The organism is Carnobacterium maltaromaticum DSM 20342, assembly GCF_000744945.1.
Lineage (GTDB): Bacteria > Bacillota > Bacilli > Lactobacillales > Carnobacteriaceae > Carnobacterium > Carnobacterium maltaromaticum.
Map to the genome: position 1 here is coordinate 177,851 of NZ_JQMX01000001.1, position 21,538 is coordinate 199,388.

The window sequence follows — 21,538 nt, forward strand, 5'->3', positions numbered from 1 at the left end:
CTCAACGAGCTTTTTATATAAGGAGGAACAGTCAGACATGATAGGTAAAGAAATTGGCGAGATGCTACTTGAGAATAAAGAGGGATTTTTAATTCCCGCAGAAATGGTTGCTCATGTACAAGTGAATAATCATTTAGATCATGCGCTATTAGTTTTAACCAAAATTAGATATTCCGTCATACCAGTGCTTGATAATGAATACAAAATTAAAGGCTTAATTTCAATGCCGATGGTTATTGATGCAATCATGGGGCTTGAAGAAATAGATTTTGATAAACTAAGTGATATTTGTGTTCATGAAGTTATGCAAACCGAATTTCCAATTGTTCGTAATCCCTATGATTTAGAGGATGTTTTACATTTGCTTGTGGATAATGCTTTTTTATGTGTTGCGAGTGAAGATGGCAGTTTTACAGGAATTGTGACACGTCGTGAAATTTTAAAAGCTACTAATCGTATTGCTCATGAATTTGAAAATGAATTCGAAGTTGTAAGGAAAGCTGAAAAAAAGGCTTCAAATAAATCTGCAATTCGTTAAAATGGGATGAAACCTTCCATAAAGTTTGATATACTGTTAGAGGAATAATGAAAATTAGATTAGAAGGAGTGGTTAATAGATGGATGCAAATGAAATTATTAAATTTATTGCTGAAAGTGAAAAAAAGACACCTGTAAAGGTTTATATTAAAGGAAGTTTAAAGGAAGTTACTTTTCCTGAAACTATTCAAAATTTTACAAATTGTAAATCAGGTGTTTTATTCGGTGATTGGAAAGATGTTGAACCGTTTTTAAAAGAAAATGCTGCTCAAATTATAGATTATGTTGTTGAAAATGATCGTCGTAATTCAGCTGTACCATTGGTTGATACTAAACCGTTAAATGCTCGTATTGAGCCTGGTGCTATTATTCGTGATCGAGTAGAAATTGGCAACCAAGCTGTTATTATGATGGGTGCTCTTATTAATATCGGTGCGATTGTTGGTGATAATACGATGATTGATATGGGTGCTGTTTTAGGCGGTCGTGCAACTGTAGGGAAAAATTGTCATGTTGGAGCAGGGGCTGTCTTGGCAGGTGTTGTTGAACCAGCAAGTGCACAACCTGTTGTCATTGAAGATGATGTTTTAATTGGTGCAAATGCTGTTATATTAGAAGGAATTCGTGTTGGTAAGGGTGCCGTTGTTGCAGCAGGATCAATTGTTGTTAATGATGTTGCGCCGTATACTGTTGTAGCTGGAGTTCCCGCTAAAAAGATTAAAGATATCGATGAAAAAACTAAAAGTAAAACAGGCTTAATTGAAGAATTACGCAAACTTTAAGAATGAAACAATAGAAAATAAAAAGAAAGAGGCTATGGACTTTTGTCCCAGCCTCTTTTTGAAAAATACGGACTAGTTCTTATGAGCCAACTCCTCGAAAAGAAGACAAAATCCCCTCAAAGTAAAAAAGATACTTTGTGTGTATTTTCCTATCTTTTTGTCGGAGTTAAGCAGCTCAACAAACTTTTTATTCGGCCAGTTCTTATGAGCCAACTCCTCGAAAAGAAGACAAAATCCCCTCAAAGTAAAAAGATACTTTGTGTGTATTTTCCTATCTTTTTGTCGGAGTTAAGCAGCTCAACAAACTTTTTATTTAGGAGTGAAGTAAATGTTAAATGAAAATCCTTTTGTGAAAATTCGTCGGGAGTTGCACTTAATTCCTGAGATTGGTTTAGAGGAATATAAAACCCATGAGTATTTAATGAAAAAAATTATGGATTTGCCACAAGAGCATCTTGAAATAAAAACATGGAATACCGCAATTGTTGTTCGAGTTAAAGGAACGGAAGGCGCTAAAACGATTGGTTGGCGTACCGATATTGACGGTTTGCCGGTGACTGAGGAAACAGGCCTATCTTTTCAATCAATTCATGAAGGTAAAATGCACGCTTGTGGACATGATATGCATATGGCCATTGCACTAGGTCTATTAACTAAGTTTAGTCATCAGCCAGGTAAAGATAATTTTGTTGTGCTTTTTCAACCGGCTGAAGAAAATGAATCAGGTGGAAAATTAGTGTATGATCATGGATTATTAGATGAATGGATGCCAGATGAAATCTATGCGTTACATGTTCAGCCAGATTTACCAGTCGGTACAATTGGTTCGCGTTCTGGAACTTTATTTGCTGGTACTTGTACAATCAGAGCGAAATTTAAAGGGAAAAGTGGTCATGCCGCATATCCTCATAAATCAAATGATATGATTGTAGCTGCTAGTCAGTTTGTTACTCAATTACAAACGATTGTAAGTCGGAGTGTTAACCCTGTAGAAGGTGGCGTGATTACGATTGGTACGTTTAATGCCGGAACGGCTGAAAATATTATTAGTGGTGAAGCGAACTTGAGCGGTACTATCCGAACGTTAACGACTGAGATGAGTCAATTGATGATGGAACGCGTGAGGCAAATTAAAGTTGGCATTGAACAGTCTTATCAATGTGAAATTGAATTGATTTTACAACAAGGTGGCTATTTACCAGTTGTCAACGCAGAAAAAGAAACTAATGAATTTATAGCCTTTATGAAAAATAATCCAGCAGTTGATTTTATACTTTCTCCAACTGCAATGATTGGTGAAGATTTTGGTTATTTACTGGATAAGATACCTGGTACAATGTTTTGGTTAGGTGTTAATAGTCCTTTCGAATTGCATCATGCAAAAATGAATCCTAATGAAGCGGCAATTCCATTTGCAATTGAACAAGTCGGAGCCTTTTTAGCGGCAAAATTAAATCAAGTCTAATCTTAAAAAGAACATTTTCTGATTAATAATCGGGAAATGTTCTTTTTTATATTTTGTCTATGTATACATAGATTAGTTTAGAAATGTCTATTAAAAGTTTGACTATTTGATTTTTCTGACGTATAGTAAAAATGAAAAATAGGAGAGGAGATTGGAATGAAAGATTTAGGTTATAACGAAGAGAATGGGATTTATCAGTGTGAATTTTGTCGATTTACAACGGAAAAAGGTCAAGTTTATCCGATTGAAGATGAAAATAAATTTTTTGAAGCATGGCGTTTTATGGAGCACCATATTAAAACAGAACATCATTCTGTTTTAATGGCACTTTTAGCAAAAGGCAAAGAAGAGCATGGTTTGTCTCAACAACAAGTTGAGCTCATTTCGTTGTTTTATCAAGGTAAGAAAGATAGCGATATCCAAAAGGAGCTTGGAATTGCCAGCCTTTCAACTTTACGTAATCATCGCTTCAATCTGCGAAAAAAAGAAAGACAAGCTCAAAATTTTCTTCGGATTATGGCATTTTTAAAAGATGATGAACAACAAAAAAATCCGACAAAATTTACAAAGGAACAAGATTATTTCACGCATAATGGTCAGCTTATTCGTTATCCAAAGGGGAAAAAAGTAGAATTCGTTATTTTAGAAAAAATAAGTCTACATTTTCAAGTTGGAAAAAAATATTCAGAAAAAGAAATCAATCAAGTTTTATCAAAAATTTATCCAGAAGATCACGCATTGCTTAGAAGACGTTTAATTGATATGAATTTTTTACAACGTGATTTGGCAGGAACTTGGTATGAAAAGATAGAAGGAGAAAAGCATCAGATGGATTATAAAAAAGAATTAAAAATGCAAGCCAAAGAGGTCAAAAATGAAGGTGGTATTTATCAAATAAAAAATACTAAGAACGGCAAACGTCTAATTGCTTCCACTCCCAATTTAAAAAGCTTAAACGGTTTGAAATTTTCACTTAAAAATAAAAGTTATATCAATAAGCAGTTACAAGAAGAATGGACAGCCTTTGGCGAAGAAGTTTTTGAATTTAAAGTTTTAGAAGTTGTAACTGAAAAAGAATTAGAAAAAAAACCGATGAAAAAAATATTGGAACAAAAGTTAGAAACATGGTTAGAAAAAGAGCAACCATATGATGAAACAGGATATGTAACTAAAAAAGAGTAGATAAAAAACGGATTTCATTTAGAAATCCGTTTTTTATGATGACTATTTTAAAATATTAAGAGGAGAAGCTGGAATTTCAACACCAGCTTCAGTTAAAGCTTGTACATAATGTTTCAGAAATTCATTTTGAACATGGTATTGATCTCCATTTAAGGTGAAAATGACCACCCGAAAAGCTAATTGCCCATTTCCTAAATCAGTTAAACCTAACAAAGTAGGTCCTTGAACAATTTCTGAATGTTCTGGAACTAGCTCATTATTTACTTTTTCAATGACTTCAGTCACTAAATTAATATCTGCATTAGGAACCATTCTAATATCAATTAATGCGCGCATATTTCCTCTTGAAAGATTACTAACAATGGTAATATTACGATTTGGAATAAAATTAAGCGTACCATTGACACTTTTTATTTGTGTTGTGCGTAAACCAACAGCAATAACAGTACCTTCAATCGGGTCTAATCGTACATAATCCCCAACATCTAACTGCTTTTCTAAAATAATAAAGAAACCTGTTACTATATCACTGATAAAACCTTGGGCTCCTAAACCAACTGCGATTCCGACAACCCCAGCTCCGGCCAATAGCGTTGCCACTGGAACTCCTAAAATGGATAATAAACCATAGAGAAAGAAGAAAAACATTATATAATAAAAAACATTTAAAGATAAACTAGAGAGAGTATCCATTCTACTTTCAGATACTTGTTTTTTTAGTTTATAATTATTAAAACTTTTTTCAATGAAAACTCGGCCAATTTTATTTAAAATTAAAAACAAAATTGCTAAAATAAGCAACTGAATTCCTTTAGTAATAAAAATGGCAATAATATCGCCCCATTTAATATTATCCCAATAATTAAGCAAAAAATTCGTACTTTTCTCTACTTTTTGAGCGACTTCACTTGTGACAGAACTATCGACGGTGCTACTACTATCCATATCAAAACTCCTTTAAATAGAATCTTCTTCTTATTCTAACAAATATTAAGGAAAATGCAAAAAAAATTATGAAAGTCGTTTCAAATAATTTGAAGAAAATTTCATTTAATGTTATTCTAATATGGTAGAGTAGCAGTAAGTTTATTTTTCTATTTATGGGCATTTGGTTGAAAATAAATGGTCTCAAAAGGGAATCTAAACTGCTAACTGAACGGAAAGTGAGGCGATAAAATGTCAGGTGGAGAGATTGCAGCAATTATTGCAGCAGTTGCGTTTGCAGTGTTGGTAATTTTTATAGTTGTTAATTTAATGAAACTATCAAAAATTGCTGGCGAAATACAGCAAACAGTCAAAGAAGCAAACAATAGTATTAGCGTAATCACAAAAGATGTGGATAGCTTGTCTATTGAAGTGGAAGGGTTACTAAACAAAGCCAACGCATTAGTTGATGATGTAAATGGAAAACTTGGAAAGACAGATCCTCTATTCCAAGCGATTGGTGATCTTGGTGTGACGGTTTCTGATTTAAATCATTCTAGCCGTAATTTAGTTGGACATGTTACAGGTGCAACTAAAAAAACAGCTCAAGTATCTGTGGCATCAAAAATTGGCCGCACAGCGATGGCTATGAATCGTAATCGTAAAGCAAAGAAAACGGCAAAACAGGAATTTTAAAAACAAATAAATAATAGAATGGAGAATGAACATATGAGTAAAAATGGTGGATTTTTATTAGGTGCATTTATTGGAGGAACAGCAGCAGCAATTACGGCTTTATTATTTGCTCCAAAATCAGGTCAAGAATTACGTGAAGATTTAGCAAATAAAACAGAAGAATTCAAAGGTGCAGCTAAAGATTATACAGATTTAGCAGTCGATAAAGGTACAGAAATTAAAAATGCTGCAGTTGATGCAACATCAGATATTAAAATTAACTTAAAAGAAACGGCTAATCAATTTGCTAGCCAATTAAAACAAACTTCTAAAGAAGTGGGTAGTGATTTAGATGATATCCGTGCTGAATTAAAAGACGCTTCAGCTGATGTAGCTGATAGTGCAGCAGATGTTGTGGATGTTGCAACAGATAAAGGTGAAGAAATTAAAGATACCGTGACTGAAACAGCTAAAGATGCGACTAAAGAAGCGAAGTCAGTTGCTAAAGATGCAAAAGAAAAAGCAACAGATGTAAAAGATGAAGCAAAAAAACAAGTTGAAGAAGTTAAATCTGAAGTGAAAAAATAATAAAAAAAACTCAGAATCCATTTGGATTTTGAGTTTTTTTATAAAATTAACCGATAACGGTATATTCTTTAGGGGTGTGAGTAAAGACTTCGCAACCATCTTTTGTTACATATAAGCAGTCTTCAATTCGAACTCCTGCAACTCCAGGTACATAAATACCAGGTTCAATTGAAAAACACATACCTTCTTCGATTACAAGTGGGTTTCCAGCCATGATAGATGGAAATTCATGAACAGAACTACCTAGTCCATGGCCAAGTCGATGATTGAAGTAAGGGCCATAACCAGCATCAGTAATAATATCACGGGCAATTGTATCTAATTCACCAGCTGTAATACCTGGTTTAACTGCATCTAAGGCCGCTTGATGGGCTTTTAGAACAATTGCATAGATTTCCTGCGCCTTTTGACTAGGCTCACCGTAAGCGACAGTTCTAGTCGCGTCACTTGTGTATCCATCGTATACGACACCTAAATCAAATAAAACAAGCTCATCTTTTTGAATTTTCCGTTGCCCTGGGTTTCCGTGCGGGCTAGCAGCATTGTCCCCAGCTAAGACGATAGTCGAGAAACTCATTTGCATAATGCCTTTTTTCTTTAATTGGTATTCAATTTCAGCAACAATTTCTTGCTCCATAACGCCTTCTTTAATTGCATTAAAACCAATATCAAAAGCAAAGTCAGCCCATTTTCCAGCTTCAATCATAGTTTTAATTTCAGTAGGTGTCTTAATTAATTTTAAGCGCTGCATAAAAGAGGTTAAATCTTGTTTAAAAGTGGCTGTTGGAAACTCATTTTGTAAAGCTTCAAAACGAGCTAAGGTTAAAAATTCTTTTTCAACCGCCCAATTAGATACTGTAGGCACAGCTGCTTTTACTTTTTCAGCAATAATTTCCCATGGATTTTCATTGTCCAAGTAACCAAAAACATCGTATTCCCATGCACCATTTCGAGCATCATCCATTTCTAAGGCTGGTGTAAATAAAAATGGATCAGCATCAGGAAAGACAAGTAAAGCGAGCACACGTTCATGTGGATCACTTTCGTAACCGGTTAGATAGGCTACATTGGCAGGGTCATTAATAAAAGCCACATCTCCTTGGTTTTCTTTTAACCAATTTTTTAAATCAATAAGTTGTTTCTTCATAAAATTCCTTCTTTCTTTAAAAGCTAATTCACTCTAGATCTTCATTTAATAGTGTACCATTAAATCAACAATAAGTTTAGAAAAATGTTAGTCAATAAAAGCATAAAAGCTTTAGTAGAGCTAAAAGAGAGCGCTTTTTGAAAAGTTTTATGAAAATTTCATGAAAACATAATTAAAACGTTTGCAATTTCGTTTATTTTTTGTTAAATTGTAGAAGGATAGGATTGTCAAGAATTAGATTTAAAAAATGAGGGAGATACAATCATGGAAAAACAAACAATTACAATTTATGATGTTGCAAGAGAAGCGAATGTCTCGATGGCAACTGTTTCACGGGTAGTCAACGGCAACCCTAATGTGAAACCAACAACTAGAAAAAAAGTTTTAGAGGTTATTGATCGTTTGGATTACCGTCCAAATGCTGTAGCTCGTGGCCTAGCTAGCAAAAAAACAACAACGGTTGGAGTTATTATACCAGACGTAACAAATCTTTATTTTGCTTCTTTAGCCAGAGGGATTGATGATATTGCAACTATGTACAAATACAATATTATTTTAGCAAACTCTGACCAAAATGATGTCAAAGAAGTTCAAGTTTTAAACACATTACTTGCTAAACAAGTGGATGGAATTATTTACATGGGGCATAAAATTACAGATGAAATGCGTGCTGAATTTTCTCGCTCTAAGACACCAGTTGTACTAGCTGGAACAGTTGATCCAGATGAACAAGTTGGAAGTGTAAATATTGATTATCAAGCAGCAACAGAAAAAGTGATTACTCAATTAATTGCTAAAGGAAATAAACGAGTTGCTTTCATTACAGGATCATTACTAGAGCCAATCAATGGTGTTTATCGTTTGAATGGCTATAAAAATGCCTTGAAAAAAGCAGGTATAAAATTTGACGAAAGTTTGATTTTTGAATCTGAGTATTCATATAAAGCCGGTGAAGCTTTATGGGATAAATTAGCAGGAGCAAAAGCAACTGCTGCATTTGTTGGGGACGATGAATTAGCAATTGGTGTTTTAAATGGAGCTATAGATCATGGCGTGAAAATTCCAGCTAACTTTGAAGTTATCACAAGTAATAACTCAAAATTAACTGAAATGGTTCGTCCACGTCTAAGTACTATCACACAACCCTTATATGATATTGGTGCCGTTTCAATGCGTTTGTTAACTAAACTAATGAACAAAGAAGAAGTTGACGAAAAAACAATTGTTTTACCGTATAACATTGCAGATCGCGATACAACTAAAAAATAATGACTAAAAGCTGTCTCCTTATTTTTCACAAAATAAGGAGACAGCTTTTTTATTTTATACAATTAAAAAACCACCTAAAAGATGCTCTCTTTTAGGTGGTGAAGATTAGTTTGCGGGAGGAGGAATGGTTCCAGTACCCGTTCCAGGGGCGGTTCCTTCAGCAGGAGGTTTATTGGCTTCTTCTTCAGCCTTTTTCTTTTCTTCCTCCTCTTTTTTCTTCTTCTCTTCCTCTTCTTTTTTCTTTTTCTCCTCAGAAGCTTTGTCTTCCTCTGATTTTTTCTTGTTTTCTTCTTCTTTTTTCTTTTGTTCTTTATCTTTGGCGTCTTCAATTTTTTTCTTCTCTTCTTCTTCACGAGCTTTCAGATAGGTATCAAACCAAAAAGTGTTTAGCTCGGACGGAGTAGCACCAACAGCAAAGTTAAAGACTGTTGTTCCAGGTAAAAAGTTACTATTGAATAAATCAGTTGTCATAGGTCCAGTGACATCAAGTGTTTTGCCATCAGGTAACGTCATTTTACCTGGTTTCATACCAGTCTGTGTTAAAACAGTGGATGAAACAATACCATTTGGTCGAACAAAACTTTTGTCAGCCCCCATAATAGTTGGATTGACACTGTAGATTGCGTTGGCTAATTCAGCCCAATAACTTTCATTTGCTCCACTAGCATCAAAATCGGCACCATTATCATAGTATTGTAATTGACGACGTTCATCTCCGTCATTATCGTATCCAATCCAAGAACTTAAAGTTACTTGAGGAGTACTAGCAATGAACCATACATCAATAAAATCATTTGTTGTTCCTGTTTTACCAGCAAGATCAGGTGAAAAGTTTAGCTCATTTAAAATTCCAGCAGCTGTTCCACTTTCCACAACGGAACGCATCATATCAATAGTTAGATAGGCTGTTTGCGGAGTGAAAACAGGTTCTGATTTTGTTTCATGTTCATAAATAATGTTGCCCTTTTTATCTGTAATATTTTCAATCATGTAGCCTTCAACATAATTTCCATTGTTGGCAACAGCAGCAAAAGCATTTGTTTGTTCTAAGACTGTTGGGCCTGTTTCTGTTCCTCCCAGTGAAAGGGCAGGGCGTTCATACTCTTCATCTGCAATTGAAGTGAAGCCTAATTTTTTCATATAATCCTTAGGGCTCATTCCAGCAGGTGAGTTTTTCAACATCTCTAAATAAATTTTTGATGTTGGGTTATTGTAAGAACGTTTTAAAGCTTCACGAGCACTGACAAACTTCCCACTTATACCGCCACCATAGTTAGATGGATTCCAGAGGTTTCCATCAGGTTGAAGGTAGTTAATGACTGTATCTGGAATCATAGTTGTCGGTTGAATCAATCCTTGTTCAAGAGCAGGTGCATAAACTAATAATGGTTTTATGGTTGAACCCGGTTGGCGATGAGTACCGAATGCATGATCGACTTGACTAATAGAAAAGTCACGTCCACCAACAAATCCAATAATTTTCCCAGAAGCATTGTCCATCAAGACACTTCCATTTTGTACAGGTTCGGCCTCTTGTACAGGTTCACCAGTTGTTTCATCTAAAACAACAGCACCTGTAAATTCATCTATTTTATTGCGATAATACGTAGTGCCAAAACGGTCACCATAATTAGCAACGACATTTTGCATGGCATCATAAACACCTTTATCGATTGTAGAATGAATTTCATAGCCATTATTTTGTAATTGATCTTGAGCTTCAAAGTAATATTTATTATATAAAGTATCACTGTCTGCAATATCTGCATCCGTTAATTTGTCTTTTTTATAATTTTGTTTCATTAAGAGTAAAGTAGCTTCTTTTAAGACACTATTATAAACAAAAGAATAATCGTGATTATCCACACTTTCAGTAGGTTGGATGAAATCTTTAGCTAAATCATACTTCATTGCTTCATCATAGTCTTTTTTTGTGATGAATTTTTCACGGTACATTCTAAATAAGACAGTATTTTTACGTTCCATACCAGGTTCTAAATTCGTTCTCAGTTCACCTAATTGGTTGTAAGGAGTATATTGAGACGGACTTTGTGGCAAACCAGCAATAAAGGCAGCTTGCGGTAAATTTAATTCACTTGCATGAATCCCAAAAATTCCTAAAGCAGCTTCTTCAACTCCAGCAATATTTTGACCACTACTATTGCGTCCAAAAGTGGAAGTATTTAGATAAGCTTCAAGAATTTCATCTTTAGTAAAGTAATTTTCTAAACGAATAGCAAGTAAAATTTCGTTGGCTTTGCGTTTAAATGAGACTTCACTACTTAAAATTTGTTGCTTAACTAATTGTTGAGTTAGAGTTGACCCACCAGTTTGGTTTTTTGACCCTGTAAACTCTTGAACCAATGCTCGGGCGACAGCTTTTGGAACAACTCCATTATGTTCGTAAAAATATTCATCTTCAGTAGCAACAATAGCAGACTGGAGATATTTTGACATTTCACTTAAAGGAACCACTTTGCGGACTAAATCAGATTGAACGGCACCAATCGGTTGATTATCAGCAAAATACATATTTGAGACTTGCTCTAAATTAGAAATATCTGCTCGCATTTCTTCATAGGTAGGTGGCTTCTCAGTAGAAACAAGATAAGCAAAGTAACCTAGCCCGATTCCGCCAGCTAAAGCACCACCAACTAATAAAAGAACCAACAAACTCAAGGCTAAATTTTTAATAACCCCCATTGCAACGTTGAATGTAAAAATTAGTTTTTCTTTTTTGTCCTCATTTTCAGAAATGACTTCTTCAGGTTGCGTTGGAATAATAGCTAGTTCGTACTTCATTTCAGTTCCGGCTTCTTTTTCTGTAGGTTCTTTTGGAGCAATATCAGTTAAGGACATTGCAGATTCAGATTCTACAGAGGGAGAATCTTCAACTTTAGAACTTGGAGTAGCTGTTTCATCTGTTGGCGTTGGTAAGAGTTTGCTCCAGTGTCTTTTTAAACTATTCCAATTTGCTAAAATAATGACTTGCGTTGCAAATAAAATCGCAATAACTTTATTTTTTGGTTTATCTGTGACACTATCAGAACTCTTTTCTTCTAAGGAAGGCTCTACCTCCTTGGATGCAACAGATTCAGTTGATAAATTTTCATCAAACTGTTTTTTTTCATTGGAATTTTCTTCTTGTAAATCAGTCGTATCAGCAAGTGGTTCAGTTTGCTGAGATGATCCAATAGTATCTATTGTTTCTTTATTAGTATCGACTGGGGTTTGTTCTTCTTCTTCCGTCAAGTTAGGTGAGAGGGTTGTCTCATTCAAATTCGATTTAGTAGAAGCACGTTTATCTTTGAAAGAAATCCATTTTTCTTTCACAGTCCTTAAAATGTGATTGAATCCTTTTTTACAGCGTTCAATAAAGGAAGGACTGTTGTTTTGTGGATCATTCAAATCATGTTCACCTCAATATCAGAGTTTAGTAAAAATCTATATTCTGCATTATTATAACAAAAAGCGCTAGGAAATAACATCATTAATCAAAAATCTTACGAAAAAGTGTGACATTTTTCTGTGAAATTTAACTATTTGTTTCATTAGTAGTCAATTGAGGTCATTTCTTTTAAAATTTTTCTTAGCTCGTCTATAAAAAAATCATTTTCTAAAGGAGTGTAATAGATTAGTTGGACGGGCGTTTTATAATCATTGTAATAGTTTAATAAGGTTAGTTTTTCCTTTTCTGTATCAATCCTTACTGTTATTCTTGGATTATGAAGATAACTCCCACACGAATCTGCCATTAATTGACTAATGCGGTAGATATCTTCCTCGCGTTTAATACGGTAGTAATTGGGGGCTAGATAAATTTTTTGATTGCCATATTTTTTTGATAAAGATAAAATTTGTTTGATTAATAATTGCTCCATAGTTTATGCTCCTTAGAATAAAAAGTTTGTTGAGCCGTTCAGCTCTGGCAAAAAGATAGGAAAATACACACAAAGTATCTTTTTACTTTGAGGGGATTTTGTCTTCTTTTCGAAGAGTTGGCACAAAAGAACTAGCTTAGAATAAAAAGTTTGTTGAGCCGTTCAGCTCAGACAAGAAAATAGGGGAATTTGATGTGGCATTTTTTGTCACCTCGAAATTCCATCTTTTTCTCGAAGAGTTGGCACAAAAGAACTAGCCTAGTAAAATTTTTGAACTAAATCTAGAGTATAATTATAGCAAATTTTTCTATTAAAAGAAGGTTAAAATGCTATGATAAAAAAATGTTGACTTCTTACCCAATTTTTACTATACTAAAACCACAACAAATTTAGATTGTGAGGGATTGCTATGTTAAACAGCAACTTACGAAAACCAACACAACTGAATACTTTTTTCTTTAGCTACTTTAGATAGTGTTTGTGTACATGAAAAATCATGGATGCAAACCGAAATGTTTGTGTCTATGGGGCTGAAGGATTTTAACGTGCAAAATTCGCCACATAGATTGATTGATAAAATCTAAGTGGCTTACTAAATTTAACTGACAGAATTTTTGTCAGTCTGAAGACATTCACTTGGATTTTATCAAATTCTTAGTGGATGTCTTTATTTGTTTTCTAAAAAGACACAAGTAGAGCAAAATAGAATTGGGGAGGAAAGACGAAAAGAAAAAGCTTAATCAACTAAAATAAAAAAGATAAAACGGAGGAAATGAACATGAAAAAATTAACGACGAAAAAATATTTGGTAGCTGGATTGACGGGTGCGTTGGCATTAGGATTATTAGTTGGATGTGGCAATAAAGAAAAGGATTCAGGAACAGCAACAGATAAAGATGCTGTAAGTGTTGGGATTTTACAATATATGGAGCATAATTCTTTAGATGCTGCCCGTGAAGGATTTTTAGCAGAGTTAAAAGATGCTGGTTATGAGGAAGGCAAAAATTTGAAAGTTGATTCGTTAAACTCGCAAGGAGATCAAGCAAATCTAAAAAGTATGAGTGAACGTTTAGTTAAAGAGAAAAATGATTTGATTTTAACCATTGCAACGCCAGCGACTATTTCAGTTGCAAATGAAACAGACAAAATTCCTGTCTTGTTTACAGCAGTAACAGATGCTGTAGCCGCAGATATCGTTAAGAGTAATGAAAAACCAGGCGGAAACATCACGGGAACAAGCGATATGGTTCCTATTGATGATCAAACAAATTTACTTTTATCAATTGTGCCAAAAGCTAAAAAGATTGGCATGATTTATAATTCAAGTGAAGAAAATTCAGTAATTCAAGCTGATTTGGCTAAAAAAGCATTAGAAAAAGCTGGTGTTGATGTTAAAGTTGCAACTGTGACTTCAACTAATGATGTCCAACAAGTAATGACTTCTTTAGTTAAAGATGTCGATGGAATTTATATTCCAACAGATAATACATTAGCTAATACAATGGAAACAGTTGGAGAAATTGCTAAAAGTAATAAAATTCCTGTAGTAGCTGGTTCAACAGAGCAAGTTGAAGTTGGAGGATTAGCAACATACGGAATTGATTACAATGAACTAGGACGTCAAACAGGTAAACTAGCCGTTAAAATTCTAAAAGGTGAGGCTAAGCCAGGGGATTTAGCTATTGAAACATCAAAGAATTTAAAATTAGTTGTTAATGAAGATATGGCAAAAGCGTTAGACATTGATCCAGCTAGTATTAAAGTCGAAAAATAAACTATTTTCAAAGACTAAGGTAGGGATTCCCTACCTTAGATATAAATTCAGGTGGAAGAATGAAGGGAAGATTGATTTATGGATATTCTATTATCAAGCGTGTCACAAGGATTATTATGGTCGATTATGGCAATTGGAGTGTACTTAACCTATCGGATTTTAGATATTGCTGATTTAACAGCAGAGGCAAGTTTTCCTTTAGGTGCTGCTATTTGTGCGAGTCAGATTGTAGCAGGGATGTCACCTGTATTAGCAACATTATTAGGCTTAGTTGGAGGAATGGTAGCTGGTTTGGTTTCAGGCTTACTCCACACGAAATTAAAAATACCAGCACTTTTAACAGGTATACTAACCATGACAGCTTTATATTCGATTAATTTGAGAATCATGGGGCAAGCAAATGTTTCCCTATTAGGTAAAGAAACAGTGATGCGTATGTTAACGACAATGGGAATGGATAGTCAAATGGCAGTTTTAGCTGTTGGAGGAATATTTGTAGCTATTGTAATTATATTTTTATACCTATTCTTCAGCACTGAAATTGGGTTAGCGATTCATGCAACTGGTGATAACAATGAAATGAGTGAAGCAAACGGAATTAATACCGATACAATGAAAATTATGGGTTATATGATCTCTAATGGTTTAATCGCTTTGTCTGGAGCTTTGATGGCCCAAAATAATGGTTATGCAGATATTAGTATGGGGGTTGGAACAATCGTTATCGGTCTGGCTTCAATTATTATCAGTGAAGTTATTTTCAATAATGTTAGCTTTGTTAAACGTTTGTTTGTGATTATCATCGGATCTATTATTTACCGTTTAATTATTGCGGGTGTTTTAGAATTAGGCGTAGCGCCAACAGATCTGAAATTATTCTCAGCTATTATTTTAACTATTTGTTTAGCTTCTCCATTACTAAGAAGCAAATTACGCGGATTGCTAAAATTAAAATCAAAAACTGCATCAGTTAAGAAAGGGGTTCAATAAGATGGTTAAAATCTTAGAATTAAAAGGAATCCATAAAAGTTTCGAAGTCGGGACTGTCAATGAGAATCATGTGCTAAAAGGAATCGATTTAACATTAGAAGAGGGCGATTTCGTCACAATTATCGGTGGAAACGGAGCTGGAAAATCAACACTCTTAAATAGTGTTGCTGGTAGTTTTGGTGTGGATCAAGGTGAAATACTCTTAGACAACATAAATGTAACCCAACAAAAAACAGCAAAACGAGCAAAATATATTGGACGTGTGTTCCAAGATCCAAGGATGGGTACGGCAACTCGTTTATCAATCGAAGCAAATTTAGCGATTGCTTATAATCGTGGGAAAAAACGTGGCCTATCAAGAGGTGTCAAGGACAAACAACGAGCTGAGTTTAAAGAACAGCTAAAAGAACTAGATTTAGGTTTAGAAAATCGATTAAAAATGGAAGTTGGCTTACTATCTGGTGGTCAAAGACAAGCTTTAACCTTATTAATGGCAACTTTAGTGACACCAAAATTATTATTATTAGATGAGCATACCGCGGCTTTAGATCCTAAGACAAGCCAATCTGTTTTAAACTTAACAGAAAAAATAGTCAATGAAAAAAATCTAACAACTTTAATGATTACTCATAATATGGAAGATGCCATTCGTTATGGAAATCGTCTAATTATGTTATATAATGGCAAGATTGTTGTCGATATTAAAGGGCCAGAAAAGAATAATTTGACGGTTGCTGATTTATTAGCTCTATTCCAAAAAAATAGTGGACAAACGTTAACAGATGATGCTTTAATTTTAGCCTAAATTAAGACTGAAAAAGCCATTACAACAAGATAAAACTTGCTGTAATGGCTTTTATTAATAGATTTAGTTTAAAGTAGGTAATTTCTCATTGATTACGGCTAAACGTTCAGCAACTTCATCTAAACTAAGATTTTGTTCCTTCACATAGCGGTTTTCTGGAGAGACACGACACTCGTGGCTACAGCCACGTAAATATTTAGCTTCATTTTCTTCAGAAACTAAAATTTGACGATTACATTTTGGATCAGCACAGTTCATATAACGTTCACATGGAGTTCCATCAAACCAATCACGACCAACAATGACATGTTCCTTATGATTGATCGGAACACTAATACGACTATCAAATACATACATTTGGCCGTCCCATAAATCGCCTTGAACTTCCGGGTCTTTTCCGTAAGTTGCAATTCCACCATGTAGTTGACCAACATCTTTAAAACCCTCGCGGACAAGCCAACCTGAAAACTTCTCGCAACGAATGCCACCAGTACAATAAGTAACAACACGTTTTTCCATAAATTGTTCCTTATTATCACGAATCCATTGAGGTAGCTCTCTAAAACTACGGATATCGGGTCTAACTGAACCTCTGAAATGACCTAAATCGTATTCATAATCATTACGGGCATCAATAACAACGACATCATCATCTAAAATAGCTTCACGGAATTCTTTTGGACTTAAGTACGCACCTGTTAATTCTAATGGGTTTACATCATCTTCAAGATTTAGTGAAACCAATTCTGGACGGTAACGAACATGCATTTTTTTAAAGGCATCTTGATTTTCATCATCAATTTTAAATACAGTCTCAGCGAAATAAGGATCAGCATGCATTTCATCCATATAGCGTTGAGTCGTTTCGAAATCACCAGAAACAGTGCCGTTTATCCCTTCATCAGCGATTAAAATCCGACCTTTTAAACCGATTTCTTGGCAAAAAGCTAAATGATCTTTCGCAAATTGTTCCGCATCTTCAATGGGTACGTATTGGTAATACAGTAAAACACGAATATCTTTTGACATATTCTCAATTCCTCCTAGTTAAATGTTCCTTGCAGTGAAAAAAATAGCTAGAATCACTAATAATAGATTTTAACATGTTTAAAAGAAGAAGTACAATACATTTTGATTGTGTTAATAATCACAAAAAGCTTTTAATAACAAGCATTGAACAAATTATAACGGTTTGTATTTTTTGATTCATCTTTGCGAATTCTTTTGGAAAATAAAATAGTTTACATGTATTTTCACACTAAAGATTGTTATACTTAGAGAAACAAGAAGGAGTGAAGAAATGAGACGATGTGATTGGGCAAAATCAGAATTAGATAAGGCGTATCACGACGAAGAATGGGGGAAACCGTTGCATGGTGACGATGCTATTTTTGAGTTGTTGATTTTAGAAACGATGCAAGCAGGTTTAAGTTGGTCAACTGTCCTAGTAAAAAGAGAAAATTTTCGTCAAGCGTTAGACGGTTTTGATTATCATTTGATTGCAACTTACGATGAAAATAAATATACAGAGCTTTTAGAAAATAAAGGACTGATTCGAAATAAATTGAAAATAAAATCGATTATAAATAATGCTAAAGCATTTTTAAACGTTCAAAAAGAATGGGGAAGTTTTGATGATTATTTATGGTCTTTTGTAGATGGTAAACCAATTTTGAATAAATTTAAAGAAATTAGCCAAGTTCCAGCAAAAACGGAATTATCTGAGAAGCTAGCCAAAGATTTAAAAAAACGTGGTTTTTCATTTGTGGGTCCGGTTACTTGTTATGCCTTCATGCAAGCTGCGGGTTTAACAAATGATCATCTAATGGACTGTGATTTTAGAAACTAATTAATAAGCAGATTTTTTTCCTTTTTGGACAAAAAGTTTTATAATATAAAGTATAAATATAAGTCAAAGACAGAATCTTAGCTTATATTCGAGACTCTCTAGTTCCGACCATATCTAGAGAGTCTTTTTTTTATTTGTAAAAAATTGTTCAAGCAATGAAATATAACGATATAAATGAAATTTGATTGTAACCTAAACGATATGCTATTTAAATGTGAGGTATGTTATAATGAACGAACGTTAAGAAAAATTTAAAAACTAAAAAAATGCCTACACTACTTTGGAGGAATGAATAAAATGAATAAAAGACTAGCAACCATAGCCATTATAGGCAGTATGACATTTAGTTCAGTATTATTACCAGCTATTGCAACTGCTGATACAGTGGATTCAAAAATTGAACAACAAGACAATAAAATTAATACTTTAAAAGCGAACTCATCATCTACGCAAGCTGACTTGGAAGCTATTGAAACTTCTATTGCGACAAATGAAACGAGTGCTAAAGAGTTATTAGCTGAAATTAAAGCGGCTAATAATGAAATGCAACAGTTAGATCAAGAAATTGGTGTATTACAAACTAAAATAGAACAACGTAATGAGCAATTACAAAATCAAGCGCGTTCTGTACAAGTAAACGGAGACAGTGCAAACTATGTTGAGTTTGTTATTAATGCGGAATCTGTTACGGATATTATTGGAAGAATTGATGTTGTTAGTAAATTAGTAACAGCTAACCGTGATTTAGTTAAAGAACAAGTTCGTGATCAAGAATCTGTGAAAACGAAAAAAACTGAAACTGAGAAAAAAGTGAATCAACAAAATACATTGGCTGGTCAATTAGAAGCTACTCAAGCTAAATTAGCAAGCCAAAAATTTGAAAAAGAAGCCGTTGTTGCACAATTAGCTTCAGAAACAGCTACTGCTGAAGGCGAAAAAGCTGGATTCCTAGCTCAAAAAGCAGAAGCTGAAAAACAAGCAGCTTTATTAGCAACAGCTAAAGAAGAATCTGCTAAGGCTGTTCAAGTTGCAGCTGCAACTAAAGAAACAGCAACTATAGCAACGAACACAGCTTCTAATCAAGATTCGGCAGCTGACTCAAGCTCATCAGTAGATAGCTCAACACCTGCACCAGTAAAACCAACGCCGGCTCCTAATCCAGGCAATGGTAATAATGGTGGAAACGGTGGTGGTGGAAATACAACTCCTCCAGATCCAACTCCAATTCCAACCCCAGATCCTCCATCAGGCGGTGGGACTTCTTGGAGCAACTTGCAGCCAATTGCTGAATCTCTAATTGGAATCCCTTATCAATGGGGTGGAACAACGACTAGTGGTTTTGACTGTTCTGGATTTACACAATACGTATTTGGTAAAGCAGGAGTAAGCATTCCACGAGTGGCATCTGCACAATACTCAGCTTCACAAAAAGTGAGTAACCCACGTGCCGGAGATCTAGTATTCTTCTCACAACCTGGTTCAGGTGGTGTGATTGATCATGTTGGAATCTATGTAAATTCTAGTACCTTTATCGGATCACAAAGTACCCCAGGAGTTGCATATGCTTCATATAGCGGATATTGGGGAGCATATATTGTAGGATATGGTCGCTACTAAATCAAATTTTATAAATAATTAAATTAAAAAAAAAACTTGAGAAAATTTCTCAAGTTTTTTTTATGGTGATAAAGGCATATTAAAAATCATTTTGAACCATTTCGCTAAAGAATAAACTCTTAACCTCAAGATTGCTATTAGAGGTTAAGAGTTTATTTTTATTTACTATAAGAATCCGTTAAATCCATAAAGGTTTGAACATCTTGTTCCATAATCTTAATACCTGCAACCCAGAAATCTGGTTTAGTTAAATCAACCCCTAAATGTTTCATTGCTAATTCTTCAGTCGTCATTGAAGCCGTATCTCGTAATAGGGCGATATACTTATCTTCAAATCCAGCACCTTCCTCAATTGAGCGAGCATAGATACCTAAACTGAATAAATAACCAAATGTGTATGGGAAATTATAAAAAGGAACATCTGAAATAAAGAAATGTAATTTGCTAGCCCAGAAATGTGGATGGTAAGATCCTAATGAATCTTGATAAGCTTCTTTTTGAGCAGATTCCATTAATTCAGAAAGACGTTCAAAGGAAACAATCCCTTCTTGACGTTCAGTATAGAAGTTTGTTTCAAATAAGAAACGGGCATGAATATTTAAAAACATTGCTAAAGCGCTAGACATTTTTGTATCTAAAAGAGCAATTTTTTCAGCATCATCTTTAGCTTCTTTAACCGTTGCATCGGCTACAATCATTTCCGCAAAAGTGCTCGCCGTTTCAGCGACGTTCATAGCATATTCTTGTGAAACGCCAGGTAAATCTTTCATAACGTAACTATGAAAGGCATGACCCAATTCATGAGCCAATGTTGAAACCTCACTAGGAGATTCTGAGTACGTCATGAAGATACGCGACTCACCTGATTCTGGTAAAGAGGTACAATAGCCACCAGGACGTTTTCCAGGACGATCTTCAGCTTCAATCCAGCGATTGTCAAAAGCCATTTGCGCAAAATCAGCCATTTTTGGACTAAATTTTTTAAAATTATCAATGATAAATTCAGCACCTTCATCATATGGATAAACCTGTGCTTTAGATCCTGGAATAATAATAGGAGCATCTAAATCTTGCCAATCTAATTTCTCTTTGCCAAATAATTTAGCTTTACGATTTAAATAGTCCACAAAAGCTGTTTTATGTGAAGAGACAGCTTGCCACATTGCATCTAAAGTTTCAGGTTTCATTCGGTTATACTCAAGAGGACGTTTCAAAAAGTCTGTAACACCATGAGCTTTATAGGTTGCTAAACGAAAACCAGCTAAATGATTTAATGTGTCTGCAAAAACAGGCGCTAATTTGCTCCATGTTGCTTCCCATTGGCTAAATAATTGATCGCGAACAAGTGGGTCAGGATCCCCAGTCATTTTATTAAATGCTTGACCTGCTGACAATAAAGTAGTCGTCCCATCTTTTTCCTCAAAAGGAATCTCAATAGTTCCAACTAGCGTATCATAATGTTTACTCCAAGCCTCAAATCCATCAATACTTAAAGCATTAATTAAGGCTTCTTCTGCTTCACTGAGTAACTCTTTCCCGTGTTGTCTATTTTCACTTAGATTAAATTTAATTGGACTAAAATCAGGTAATGCAATTAATTTTTGCCATTCTTCGTCAGGAATTTCAACCATTTTTTTTATGAAAATAGTTTCTGAAGTAGCAAATTGACTATTCAATTCAAATAACTGTCCAAAGATTGCGCCAGATTGAGTATCTTTAACGTTAGCAGATTGCACAGCATTAATAAAACTAAAAGATTGGGTTAACCCGTATTTGATTTTTTCTTCCTTTTCTAAAATAGTTTTAAGATGTGTGTACGTTGGTTGATCTAGCTGCGGATTCCATGATGTGACCTCAGCAGTATAATCAATTATTTGTTCAGTCATTAGGTTGATTTTTTCTTTTAGAGCAGGTGAGGCGCTTCCGCCTGGGAAAATAGACTCTAAATCCCAATTCATTGTGTACTTCATAGCTAACTCCCTTTCCAATTTAAACTAAATTAATTATAACGCAATTGCGTTAAATAGCAACTAGCTAGCCAAATCGTCAGCCT

18 protein-coding genes are annotated in these 21,538 nt (G+C 34.5%); 12 read left to right on the top strand and 6 right to left on the bottom strand.

What is annotated here, in order from left to right:
* The first annotated feature begins 37 nt into the window (after positions 1 to 37).
* The 4 genes from cbpB to BR77_RS00850 all read left to right on the top strand — a co-directional run bounded on the left by cbpB (position 38) and on the right by BR77_RS00850 (position 3,966).
* Entirely contained in the window at positions 38 to 538 is a 501-nt protein-coding gene (cbpB, locus tag BR77_RS00830) for a cyclic-di-AMP-binding protein CbpB (protein WP_010049689.1), read from the top strand.
* Positions 539 to 617: 79 nt separating this feature from the next.
* Complete coding sequence (dapD, locus tag BR77_RS00835; protein WP_010049690.1) at positions 618 to 1,319, top strand: 2,3,4,5-tetrahydropyridine-2,6-dicarboxylate N-acetyltransferase; 702 nt, start codon at positions 618 to 620, stop codon at positions 1,317 to 1,319.
* Positions 1,320 to 1,647: 328 nt separating this feature from the next.
* Positions 1,648 to 2,784, top strand: a complete 1,137-nt coding sequence (locus BR77_RS00845; protein WP_015076805.1) for an N-acetyldiaminopimelate deacetylase — start codon at positions 1,648 to 1,650, stop codon at positions 2,782 to 2,784.
* Positions 2,785 to 2,940: 156 nt separating this feature from the next.
* Positions 2,941 to 3,966, top strand: coding sequence for a DUF2087 domain-containing protein (locus BR77_RS00850; RefSeq protein ID WP_051926651.1), 1,026 nt, complete (start codon positions 2,941 to 2,943; stop codon positions 3,964 to 3,966).
* Positions 3,967 to 4,008: 42 nt separating this feature from the next.
* On the opposite strand, the gene BR77_RS00855 is transcribed toward BR77_RS00850, so the two are convergent.
* Positions 4,009 to 4,911, bottom strand: coding sequence for a mechanosensitive ion channel family protein (locus BR77_RS00855; protein ID WP_015076803.1), 903 nt, complete (start codon positions 4,909 to 4,911; stop codon positions 4,009 to 4,011).
* A gap of 231 nt (positions 4,912 to 5,142) precedes the next feature.
* On the opposite strand from BR77_RS00855, the gene BR77_RS00860 reads away from it, so the two are divergent.
* Both BR77_RS00860 and BR77_RS00865 read left to right on the top strand, forming a co-directional pair.
* A complete protein-coding gene (locus BR77_RS00860; protein ID WP_010049695.1) occupies positions 5,143 to 5,586 on the top strand; it encodes a DUF948 domain-containing protein in 444 nt (147 codons plus the stop codon).
* Between the two features lie 18 nt (positions 5,587 to 5,604).
* Positions 5,605 to 6,153: a YtxH domain-containing protein gene (locus BR77_RS00865; protein ID WP_035063733.1), complete on the top strand. Its 549-nt coding sequence runs from the start codon at positions 5,605 to 5,607 to the stop codon at positions 6,151 to 6,153.
* A 46-nt stretch (positions 6,154 to 6,199) separates the two neighbouring features.
* Here the strand turns inward: BR77_RS00865 and BR77_RS00870 are convergent, their stop codons facing one another.
* Positions 6,200 to 7,300 carry a M24 family metallopeptidase gene (locus BR77_RS00870; RefSeq protein WP_015076801.1) on the bottom strand — a complete coding sequence of 367 codons (1,101 nt, stop codon included), beginning with the start codon at positions 7,298 to 7,300 and terminating at the stop codon, positions 6,200 to 6,202.
* Positions 7,301 to 7,564: 264 nt separating this feature from the next.
* On the opposite strand from BR77_RS00870, the gene ccpA reads away from it, so the two are divergent.
* Positions 7,565 to 8,569 carry a catabolite control protein A gene (ccpA, locus tag BR77_RS00875; RefSeq protein ID WP_010054129.1) on the top strand — a complete coding sequence of 335 codons (1,005 nt, stop codon included), beginning with the start codon at positions 7,565 to 7,567 and terminating at the stop codon, positions 8,567 to 8,569.
* A gap of 105 nt (positions 8,570 to 8,674) precedes the next feature.
* On the opposite strand, the gene BR77_RS00880 is transcribed toward ccpA, so the two are convergent.
* Entirely contained in the window at positions 8,675 to 11,902 is a 3,228-nt protein-coding gene (locus BR77_RS00880) for a transglycosylase domain-containing protein (RefSeq protein WP_185751404.1), read from the bottom strand.
* Positions 11,903 to 12,120: 218 nt separating this feature from the next.
* On the bottom strand, positions 12,121 to 12,450 hold the full coding sequence (locus BR77_RS00885; protein WP_015076799.1) for a hypothetical protein: 330 nt from the start codon (positions 12,448 to 12,450) through the stop codon (positions 12,121 to 12,123).
* Between the two features lie 778 nt (positions 12,451 to 13,228).
* Between BR77_RS00885 and BR77_RS00890 the strand changes: the two genes are divergently transcribed.
* The 3 genes from BR77_RS00890 (at position 13,229) to BR77_RS00900 (ending at position 16,019) form a co-directional block, all read left to right on the top strand.
* Positions 13,229 to 14,224: an ABC transporter substrate-binding protein gene (locus BR77_RS00890; RefSeq protein WP_010054517.1), complete on the top strand. Its 996-nt coding sequence runs from the start codon at positions 13,229 to 13,231 to the stop codon at positions 14,222 to 14,224.
* Between the two features lie 78 nt (positions 14,225 to 14,302).
* The gene (locus BR77_RS00895) at positions 14,303 to 15,214 is read left to right on the top strand and encodes an ABC transporter permease (RefSeq protein ID WP_010054520.1); all 912 of its coding nucleotides are present in this window, start codon (positions 14,303 to 14,305) and stop codon (positions 15,212 to 15,214) included.
* A 1-nt stretch (position 15,215) separates the two neighbouring features.
* The gene (locus BR77_RS00900; RefSeq protein WP_010054523.1) at positions 15,216 to 16,019 is read left to right on the top strand and encodes an ABC transporter ATP-binding protein; all 804 of its coding nucleotides are present in this window, start codon (positions 15,216 to 15,218) and stop codon (positions 16,017 to 16,019) included.
* Between the two features lie 63 nt (positions 16,020 to 16,082).
* Here the strand turns inward: BR77_RS00900 and trhO are convergent, their stop codons facing one another.
* The gene (gene trhO / locus BR77_RS00905; RefSeq protein WP_010054524.1) at positions 16,083 to 17,048 is read right to left on the bottom strand and encodes an oxygen-dependent tRNA uridine(34) hydroxylase TrhO; all 966 of its coding nucleotides are present in this window, start codon (positions 17,046 to 17,048) and stop codon (positions 16,083 to 16,085) included.
* Between the two features lie 271 nt (positions 17,049 to 17,319).
* Between trhO and BR77_RS00910 the strand changes: the two genes are divergently transcribed.
* Both BR77_RS00910 and BR77_RS00915 read left to right on the top strand, forming a co-directional pair.
* Positions 17,320 to 17,868, top strand: a complete 549-nt coding sequence (locus tag BR77_RS00910; protein ID WP_015076798.1) for a DNA-3-methyladenine glycosylase I — start codon at positions 17,320 to 17,322, stop codon at positions 17,866 to 17,868.
* A 297-nt stretch (positions 17,869 to 18,165) separates the two neighbouring features.
* A complete protein-coding gene (locus tag BR77_RS00915) occupies positions 18,166 to 19,485 on the top strand; it encodes a C40 family peptidase (protein ID WP_010054526.1) in 1,320 nt (439 codons plus the stop codon).
* A 158-nt stretch (positions 19,486 to 19,643) separates the two neighbouring features.
* Here BR77_RS00915 and BR77_RS00920 read toward each other — a convergent pair whose 3' ends face one another.
* Positions 19,644 to 21,455, bottom strand: coding sequence for a M3 family oligoendopeptidase (locus BR77_RS00920; protein ID WP_010054160.1), 1,812 nt, complete (start codon positions 21,453 to 21,455; stop codon positions 19,644 to 19,646).
* Between the last annotated feature and the right edge of the window lie 83 nt (positions 21,456 to 21,538).